The 8604-nt window shown below is 62.7% G+C and carries 6 protein-coding genes and 4 pseudogenes; 5 read left to right on the plus strand and 5 right to left on the minus strand.

What is annotated here, in order from left to right; all coding sequences use genetic code 11:
• Window positions 1-147: 147 nt before the first annotated feature.
• Complete coding sequence (locus GTW51_RS21205) at window positions 148-1581, minus strand: DUF7986 domain-containing protein (protein ID WP_163046039.1); 1434 nt, start codon at window positions 1579-1581, stop codon at window positions 148-150.
• Between the two features lie 221 nt (window positions 1582-1802).
• A complete protein-coding gene (locus tag GTW51_RS21210; protein ID WP_163046040.1) occupies window positions 1803-2081 on the minus strand; it encodes an HU family DNA-binding protein in 279 nt (92 codons plus the stop codon).
• A gap of 395 nt (window positions 2082-2476) precedes the next feature.
• On the opposite strand from GTW51_RS21210, the pseudogene GTW51_RS24700 reads away from it, so the two are divergent.
• A pseudogene (locus GTW51_RS24700) lies at window positions 2477-4763 on the plus strand (Tn3 family transposase); the annotation flags it as partial.
• 155 nt (window positions 4764-4918) lie between these two features.
• Here the strand turns inward: GTW51_RS24700 and GTW51_RS24705 are convergent.
• Together GTW51_RS24705 and GTW51_RS24710 are read right to left on the minus strand one after the other, a co-directional pair.
• Window positions 4919-5512 (minus strand): annotated as a pseudogene (locus GTW51_RS24705) (IS701 family transposase); the annotation flags it as partial.
• Window positions 5512-5871, minus strand: a pseudogene (locus GTW51_RS24710) (transposase); the annotation flags it as partial. The pseudogenes GTW51_RS24705 and GTW51_RS24710, both read right to left, overlap by 1 nt.
• 66 nt (window positions 5872-5937) lie before the next feature.
• Here GTW51_RS24710 and GTW51_RS21225 point away from each other — a divergent pair.
• From GTW51_RS21225 to GTW51_RS21240, 4 genes and pseudogenes are all read left to right on the plus strand, one after another.
• A complete protein-coding gene (locus GTW51_RS21225; protein WP_163046041.1) occupies window positions 5938-6333 on the plus strand; it encodes a TSUP family transporter in 396 nt (131 codons plus the stop codon).
• A 184-nt stretch (window positions 6334-6517) separates the two neighbouring features.
• A complete protein-coding gene (locus tag GTW51_RS21230; protein ID WP_163046042.1) occupies window positions 6518-7054 on the plus strand; it encodes a transposase in 537 nt (178 codons plus the stop codon).
• Between the two features lie 147 nt (window positions 7055-7201).
• Complete coding sequence (locus tag GTW51_RS21235) at window positions 7202-8062, plus strand: tyrosine-type recombinase/integrase (protein ID WP_163046043.1); 861 nt, start codon at window positions 7202-7204, stop codon at window positions 8060-8062.
• Window positions 8063-8074: 12 nt separating this feature from the next.
• Window positions 8075-8269 (plus strand): annotated as a pseudogene (locus tag GTW51_RS21240) (transposase zinc-binding domain-containing protein); the annotation flags it as partial.
• 55 nt (window positions 8270-8324) lie between these two features.
• Here GTW51_RS21240 and GTW51_RS21245 read toward each other — a convergent pair.
• Window positions 8325-8522 (minus strand): hypothetical protein, encoded by a 198-nt coding sequence (locus GTW51_RS21245; RefSeq protein WP_203566229.1) that lies wholly within the window; start codon window positions 8520-8522, stop codon window positions 8325-8327.
• Between the last annotated feature and the right edge of the window lie 82 nt (window positions 8523-8604).

The raw sequence follows: 8604 nt of genomic DNA on the forward strand, positions 1-8604 counted from the left end.
CGGACTTCGAAGCCCGACAGACGCCTCGCTTTATCGCAGGACGTCCCACCTCGTTGGATGTTTCCGATCCGCCATGAGGTTTCGTGGTCGCGGTGCTGGCCTGATCATCGATTGTGACGGTGAAGGCCATTCGTCAACTTGAGTGGATCACCGCCTGAGGATCTCGATGCCGAGCTCGCGCCACATCCAGCTAAAATTATAGCTGGCCATCGGGTCGCCCGGGGTCGGTGGGTTGGCCGACTGGGTTTCCAGGTATTTCAACCACTTGGCAACCGCGGCGCGGCCATCGGCGGTCGTGACAGCGGTGCGTGGCGAGACGTTGCCAAGCGCGGGTACCGGATCATCCAGGATCTGGCGGTATTGCTTGTCGAGAAAGCCATGGACCAGCGCAGTCGTGATGTCCTGCGGGATTTCTTCATCCGCCAGCAAATCCTCGTTGTCGTCGTCGATCCCGAAATCGTCAAGCGCCTCGATCCGGACCTGCGGCGTAAGCAGGCGTGCGCCAAGGGCGGCCTCGATCATGGCTGTCGCTCGCTCGGCCCTTGGAGCCGACCCCGTCGTCAGGACGAGAAACCGGCCTTCCAGTTCCACATGCCCGAGAATGACACGGCCGTCATCGGTCGTCAGATCGAGATCGGGGTTTTCGAGATCAAAACCAGGGTCTTCGTCACTTGGGCGCGAGCCACCATTGGATCTGTTGGCGTCGAATGTCTCGCTCAGCCAGTCCCACGTCGTCTCGGTTCGGCGTGACAGGCCCGCGATCCCTTCGAGCTTGACGGTCACCGTGTCACGTCGAACGCCCTTGGCGAACGGGTAGTGGTATTTGTGAAAGACAAACTCATCTCCATCCCGATTTGTGACAGTCGGGAATTCGCCGAGGGCTTTCGGTAGGACGTCGAGCAGCCACGCCATGGTGAACAACGGCGCGGCGCGACCGAGGAAGCTCGCGTCCACCGGCGTCAAATGGCCGAATATCCCGGGATCGTTCGCCACGGTGTCCATGGTCGCGGCTTTGTCGTCGGTCATTTCGTCGACCGTAAGAGCTGTCACAAGAGCTGCCGCGGCTTCCTGGCTGAACGGCAGCATGCCACCAGCGATGATCGTGCGTTCGCCCATCGGGACGAGCCGAGCGGCGATCTTCTGCCAGGGCCCAAGAGCTTGCGTCGCCGATGTCTCGTGAACGCGCACCGGTTCGCCGCCCGCGATCAGATCACGCAACAGCATCGAAAGGCCCGGTTCGATACCGCTGACCTCGAAAAGGCTCATGGTCGAATGGCGCAGCCCGGTCATGTAGCGTTTGGCCTGAACTGGCTCCTTGAAGCCGCGTTTCTTCAGATAGACCTCGACGATGTTGCTGCCCTGCGGCCCGACCTTGCGCGTCAGGAAATCCTCGAACGCGCAGCCCCATAGCGTCGCGACCCAGTCAGCGTCGAGAATGGAGGCCAAATCCTCCAAGCCATCGAGATCGAAGGCATCACAGGCACTGCCGAAATGCTCGTCCAGGACATCTTCGAAGGGCTCTGCCCATTCCGTGCGGCAAACGAGCTTCATCAGAACGGACAGATCGCGGGAGGTCGCCATCGCTGAGTTCTCCTGTAGGATTCGCACAGGTCTGCATCCTGCGCAGGCCAAGCGCAGGATGCACCGATCAATTCCCTGCTGTGAAGGCTGTCGCAGGATCGCCTTCAAATGACCACGCGACAATCATCCGATCACCAGACCATCATCGCGTGGAAAATTATTGCCGGGATTCTCCCGTGTCATCCGTGCCGTCGGCGGGCGGGATGACGCCGGATGGCAGCCTATTTTGAGTTGACGGCGTCCTTGAGCCCCTTGCCGGCGGTAAACTTCGCGACGTTGCGGGCCGCAACGTCGACCTCTACGCCGGTGGAAGGATTACGGCCCTTCGAGGCGGCGCGATGCGAGACGCCGAAGGTGCCGAAGCCAATCAACCGCACGTCGTTGCCGTTGGCCAGGGTCGCCTGGATCGTCTCGAAGACCGCGCCGACGGCTGCGTCAGCGTCTTTCGAGGCGATGCCAGCCTTTTCGGCGACGGCGGCGACGAGTTCACTTTTATTCATGTGGATTTTCCCTCTCCCAGCTTTCAATCGGGGAATGTGAATCCAATCCTGATGCAAAAGGCAAGGGTTTGGCCGATTTTCGCATGCCTGCGTTGGTTCCTATTGTAGGCCGGCTGCGCTGCGCGCGAAAGAGGAAGAGGAAGGGCAGCCCGTGTGACGGGCTCAAATGGGAGAGAGAGGCTTTCCCGGTTCGTCGCAGGAGTTCCTTCAGATGGAGGACCACCACCATCCGCAAGATCGCGCCCAGCCAGCTGATTCTGTCGCCCAGGAAGGGGGAGTCGGCCCGAAGCTGCGATTTTGGCCAAGTCGAGGAACGTTACAGGAACAAGGGGCGCTAGATTGACGCCCTCTGGGGTTATCGATTGAGTTCCGCTTCCGGTTGAGGGAGCGGATGGATGAGCGGGAGCATTTCAGGCGAGGCCTTGGCGCGGAACTGGAGCCTGTCGTTCGCCGGCGGCGATTTTGTGAACGCCAAGGCGGTTTCGGCGCGGCTGGGCCTGACGGTTCAGCTGAAGTTCTTTGCATCCCACGGCTTTTTTGTCGAAGACGGCGCCGACCTGCCGAACGACGCCGTGTCCTATGTGGCCGAGCAGCTCGGTGTCGGTGGCACTGATCTTTCCGGCTATGATTTCTCCGGGCGTTCGGGACGCCGCCATTGCGCGGAGATCATGCAATATTTGGGCTTCCGCCGGATGAAGCGGGCGGATCGCGAAGCGCTGACGGTCTGGATATCGGCCGAGCTTTGTCCTGGCGGCATGACGGTCGGGGCGATGATGGAGCAGGTCTTCCTGTGGTGCCTGGACGGCAAGATCTTCGGGCCCTCGCGCAAGGAACTGGAGCGGGTGGTGCGCTCCGAGCGCCAGCGGTTCCTGGAAGCCTATCTTGGCCGCGTCGCTGACCGGCTTTCCCCCAAAACCGTCGCATTGATGGAGGCCTCGCTGGCCGATCCGGACAGCGCGAGCGGGTTCCACACGATCAAGAGTGATGCGGGTCAGGCGAGCCTCGACAGCATCATCGCCATCACGGACCGGCTGGCCTTTATCCAGGGTTTGAAACTGCCGAGAGATCTCCTGTCGGTCCCCGGCAAGTCCTGGATCGAGCAGATCGTGCGACGGGTTGCCGGCGAAAAGGCCTCGGAGATGCGCCGTCACGCCCCGGCACGGCAGATGGGCCTTTACGCCGTGTTCCTGATGTCGCGGGAGGCGCAGATCATCGACGGAATAATCGACCTTCTGGTGGAGACCGTTCACAGGATCGGCGCTCGCTCGAAGCGCAAGGTGATTGCCGGCATCGCGCGCGATATCGAGAGGGTCTACGGCAAGGAGCGGCTTCTGGTCGAGATCGCGGTCGCGGCGATCGACGATCCGGCGGCCGCATCTGCGATGTGATCTTCCCGGTGGCGGGGGAGAAGAAGCTCGCGGCGATCGTCGACGAGTACCGGGCGAAGGGAGCGCTCGACCGGCGGATCTACAAAGTGATGCGCGGGTCCTATGCCGGTCATTACCGCAGGATGCTGCCGAAGCTGCTCTCGGTTCTGGAGTTTCGCTCGAACAACGCCGCCTGGCGTCCCGTTCTCGATGCCTTGGACTGGATCAGGGCGAGGCTCGACGACGGATGCCGCTTTGTTTCCCGGCAAGAGGCGCCGATCGACGGCGTCGTTCCGACGAAGTGGCGTGATGCAGTCATCGGCAAGGACGGGCGGGTCAACCGCATCAGCTACGAGCTTTGCGTCCTCAGTCAGTTGCGCGAGCGCATCCGCGCCAAGGAGATCTGGATTGTCGGCGCCGACCGCTACCGCAATCCCGACGATGACTTGCCCAAGGATTTCGAGGCCCGGCGCGCCTCCTATTACAGTGGCCTGAATCTCACGCCGGACGCCAAGGCCTTTACTGCTGCCATCAAGGTGGAGCTCGAGCGGGAACTGCGGCTCCTGAATGCCGAACTCCCTCGTAACAAAGCGGTCCGCATTCTCTGGCGCGGCGAGAATCGCATTTCGATCACGCCGTTCCAGCCGTTGCCGGAACCGGTCGGCCTTACGGCGGTCAAGACCGAGATCGGGCAACGCTGGCCGATGGCTCGCTGCTGGACGTTCTGAAGGAGACGGCTCTCGACACCGGCTTGCTGGACGCCTTCGAAACCTCGGCGTCCCGCGTGGCGCTTTCCCGCGCCACCCTCGATCGACGCCTGCTTTTGAGCCTCTACGGGCTTGGCACGAATGCCGGGCTGAAGCGCATTGCCGCCGCGCGTTCGGACGTCAACTACGAGGAGCTGCTTCATGTTCGCCGGCGCTTCGTCCATCCGGGCGCGCTGAGGGAGGCCTGCGCGCGCGTTGCGAATGCCACCCTGGCGATCCGCAACGTCGCCGTCTGGGGCGACGCCGGCACGGCCTGCGCCCCCGATTCCAGGAAGTTCGGCGCCTGGGATCAAAACCTGATGACCGAGTGGCATGCCCGCTACGGTGGCCGTGGCGTGATGATCTACTGGCATGTCGAGAAGCAGTCGATCTGCATCTATTCGCAGCTCAAGCGCTGCTCGTCGTCGGAAGTGGCCTCGATGATCGAGGGCGTGCTGCGCCACTGCACCGACATGGAAATCCAGCGCCAATATGTCGACAGCCACGGGCAGTCGGCCGTCGGATTCGCTTTTTGTCATCTGCTCGGCTTCGAACTGGCCCCACGCCTAACATTACAGTTGCGCTTTCGACCTGAGATGCGCTTGTTGAGCTGTGGCTTGGTGGGCGCGTCGCCAAGTTGACCAGGCGATAATTTGGGCTGGTCGGATCTGGCGCTGGGCCAGACGCGTGGCGATGCGGCGGATTTCCTGGACCGACCAGCGGATCAGCGGCGTCGGGGTTTGCTGATGATCCTGACCAGGCTTTTTGGGGGCGTCACGGTGTCGGCCCGGCTACGGATCGCGGCCATCATGGCGAATGCCAGCATGACGAGAGAGACGTGGCGATGCCAGCCGTGCCAGGAGCGGGTCTCGTTGTGGTCGAGGCCCAACTCGTTCTTGGCCGTCTCGAAGCTGTCCTCGATCGCCCAGCGATGACCCTCGACCCTGACCAGCGTCTCGATGCCCGTTCCGGCCGGGCACCAAGTGGAGAAGTAGGCGAGATCGCCATCGGCGATGTTGCGGCGGATCAGCAAGCCTCGCGTCCACTGCCCGTCGAGCGCGTCGTTGTACTCGGCCGCGTCGAGATCGGCCAGTTCGAGATAGGCCCAGTCGTGCAGCCTTTCGCCCTTGGTCCCTTCGCCTGCCGACAGGCGCGCCCAGTTGTCGGGGGACAGCTTTCCTGCGATCGCAGCCGCCGTGCCGGCGACGGGCTGTGGTTTGTCCCAGGAGTTGAACGGACGATTGGCGTTGACGCCCAGCACATAGCCTTTTCCGGCGCGCCGCAGCGCCGTCTCAATCCCGCCGACCCCATAAACGCTGTCGGCTGCGACCCAGGCAAACCGGTCTCGTCGATAACCAGCACGGCTTGCGGCTCGGCGAGCGTCTCAACAACGTAGTCGCGCACGATGTCGCGCAACACATCGGCATCCCATCGGCCGCGGCCAAGAATCGCCTGCTGGCGCCAAGGCCCGGGATCCCCCGCCGCTTCCGCCCGCATCCAGCCCGTCTTGCGCCGCTCATCCCCGAGAAGTCCATCCAGGAACAAGCCCGCCGAAACCGCCACGCGCTCCTGCGTGAACAGCGGCTGGATTCGCCGCTTCACATCCCGCAGCGACGAAGCCCAAAGCTCCAGCGTCGTCTCGATCGATGCGCCCATCATCCATGACCTCCGAATCATCGTCGCCCATGGAGTCAGAACTGATCAAAAGGCGCAACTGTAATCCTAACCCATCCGGACTGGCAATTGCCAGCACGAGCGGGCAAGCTTTTAGTGTTTCCCGCCGGCTTCACCGGTGGGTTGCTCCAGGGTGCGTCAGGAATCTCCATGCCTGTCTCTGTTTCGTTCCTCAACGCGCTCTGCCTAGACCGCCGCACATTCATCGCGATCATTTCGGTGTTCTTTTCGGTGATGTCAGCATGCCAGATTCCAGCGTTGGCATGGTTTGGACTTGTGACAACCCACAGCATCGCCCTGAGCCTCTTTGCCGTGCTGCCGATCCTCCTATTCATGCCGGTTGGCAGCATGGCCGCAGAGCGATTTTCGAAGCCGGCGTTCGACAAGGTTATCCTCTTCCTTCTCGTAGGACTGGCCATAAAACTCCTCGTTGATGCGGTCGCGTACAGAGGCGTCGCCTTCTGAGACAGCGGTGAACCATTGAGGTATTTCTATTCAAGTTTGGACTTCGTAGGGCGTCCGGGTGGTGTAACGCGACGTCTGTAAATTCCTCTCGAGGTTCGAGGACGGGTGTCCGCCTGCGGGACGCGTCCCGCAGGCGGACTATCCTTCATTCCGGTTTCTTTCCCTCAGCAAAAGGAGAACCGGGATGCAGGACCACCAGGATAAGATCATTACCGCTTTGATGGAACAGCTCATCGAAACTGGACCGGAAGGAATGGCGGCGGCATTCACTGCCGTCTTCGACCTGGCCATGCGAACCGAGCGCGATCAGCACCTTCACGCCCGTCCTTACGAGCGTTCGGCCGAGCGGTGCGGCTATGCCAACGGATACAAGCCGAAGAAAGTGGACACCCGCGCCGGCACGCTAACCCTCGCCATTCCCAAGACCCGCGGCTGCCAAGAGCCGTTCTTCCCACAGTCCCTGGAACGCGGGCGACGCTCGTCGCGCGCCGTCATGCTGGCCATCGCCGAGATGTACGTCCAGGGCGTTTCCACCCGCGACGCCGAAAAGGTGATGGCCGAGTTCGGCCTTGAGAGGCTTTCCTCCACGCAGGTCAGCCGGGCGGCGGCCCTGCTCGACGACGAACTCGAGGCATGGCGCAAGCGCCGTCTCGAACCCGTTCGCTATCTCATTGTCGATGCCCGTTACGAGAAGTTGCGCGACGGCAGGGGTTACGCATGAAATCCGGAGCGGTGTTTTGACGGCGATGAATCCGAGGTGATTGAACGAACCCGCTAGCGCGGGAGTGGAGCGAGCGATTTAGGAGAGACGTCCTGTCTGCGAGGATTGCGGTTGTTGAAGCCCGATCCCACAGACAGGAGCACTCCGATGGCCGAGATAAGCCCTCTTCGCCGGCGCATGACCGAAGACATGACCGTCCGCAATCTGTCGCCGGCGACGCAACGATCCTACCTCCATGCGGTGACGAAATTCAGCCGTTATTTTTCTCGCTCGCCCGACCGTCTGGGCCTGGAGGACGTTCGCGCCTTTCAGGTTCATCTGGTCGCGACCCGCATCTCCTGGCCGGCTCTCAGCCAGACGGTCTGCGCGTTGCGGTTCTTCTACGGTGTCACGCTCGGCCATGGCGAGATCCCGGAACGGATCCCGTATGCCCGCGAACCCCGCAAGCTGCCGGTGGTGCTGAGCGCCGACGAGGTGGTGCGTTTTCTGGAGGCGGTGCCGAGCCTGAAGACGCGGGCGGCGTTGACCACGGCCTACGCGGCGGGGCTTCGCGCTTCCGAGGCGGTCGGCCTGAAGGTCGGCAATATCGACAGCGGTCGGATGGTCATCCGGGTCGAGCAGGGCAAGGGTGGCAAGGACCGCATCGTCATGCTGTCGGCGCAACTGCTCGCCATTCTGCGCACTTACTGGCGCCTGGCCCGGCCGCAGAACTGGCTCTTTCCCGGTCGCGACGAGGCGAAGCCGATCGACGTCCAGGTGCTGCATTCGGCCTGCCGGTCGGCTCGCGCCGCCGCCGGGATCGACAAGCGCGTGACGGTGCACACGTTGCGGCACAGCTTTGCCACCCACCTACTTGAGAGCGGCACCGACATCCGCATCATCCAGGTGCTTCTCGGCCACAGCAATCTGTCGAGCACGGCCCGCTACACGCAGGTTTCCAACCACCTCATCGCGCGCACGACGAGCCCGCTCGACCGGTTGACGCTGGAGGTGGTGCCGCCGGCTTGATCGGCCGGGACCGTGTCGGCCGGTCTGGAAGTGGCGGATATCTTCCGCCGCCACGGTGACGCCTACCGCGAAGCGCACAAGGGGCACATGAGCCGCGTCGAGCGGCGCGTGATGAGCGCGATCGACCTTTGCCGCACGGCGGAACTGGGCGGCCACACCGAGGCCTGCGCCTCGTGCGGCGTTATCCGCTGCGCCTATAATTCCTGCCTTATGGGCAGATCCAGTAATGGGGAGTCGGCGGCGATTTGATTGCCCTCTCGCGTCAGTCGCCGCCAATCCAACTCACCATTACGACGCGCGCTTGAGGAGCGCGATCAGCTTGTCTGAGCGTCTCGGCGGCGAACACGAAGAGCAGCTGGAAGCTCAGGGCGTAGGAGTCGCGCGTGTGCCGGCTGATGCCCCGCTGGCGGGCAAGTGTCTCGCAGAGGAACGCTTCGATGAGGGGAGCGATCGGCGTCATGGTTGCCTCCCCTCGTACATGAACCCTTCCCCGGCCGCGGCGACATCGCGCTTGAGGTCGGCGGTGGCCTCCAGATACCAAT

This window comes from Aurantimonas aggregata (assembly GCF_010500835.1).
Classification (GTDB): domain Bacteria; phylum Pseudomonadota; class Alphaproteobacteria; order Rhizobiales; family Rhizobiaceae; genus Aurantimonas; species Aurantimonas aggregata.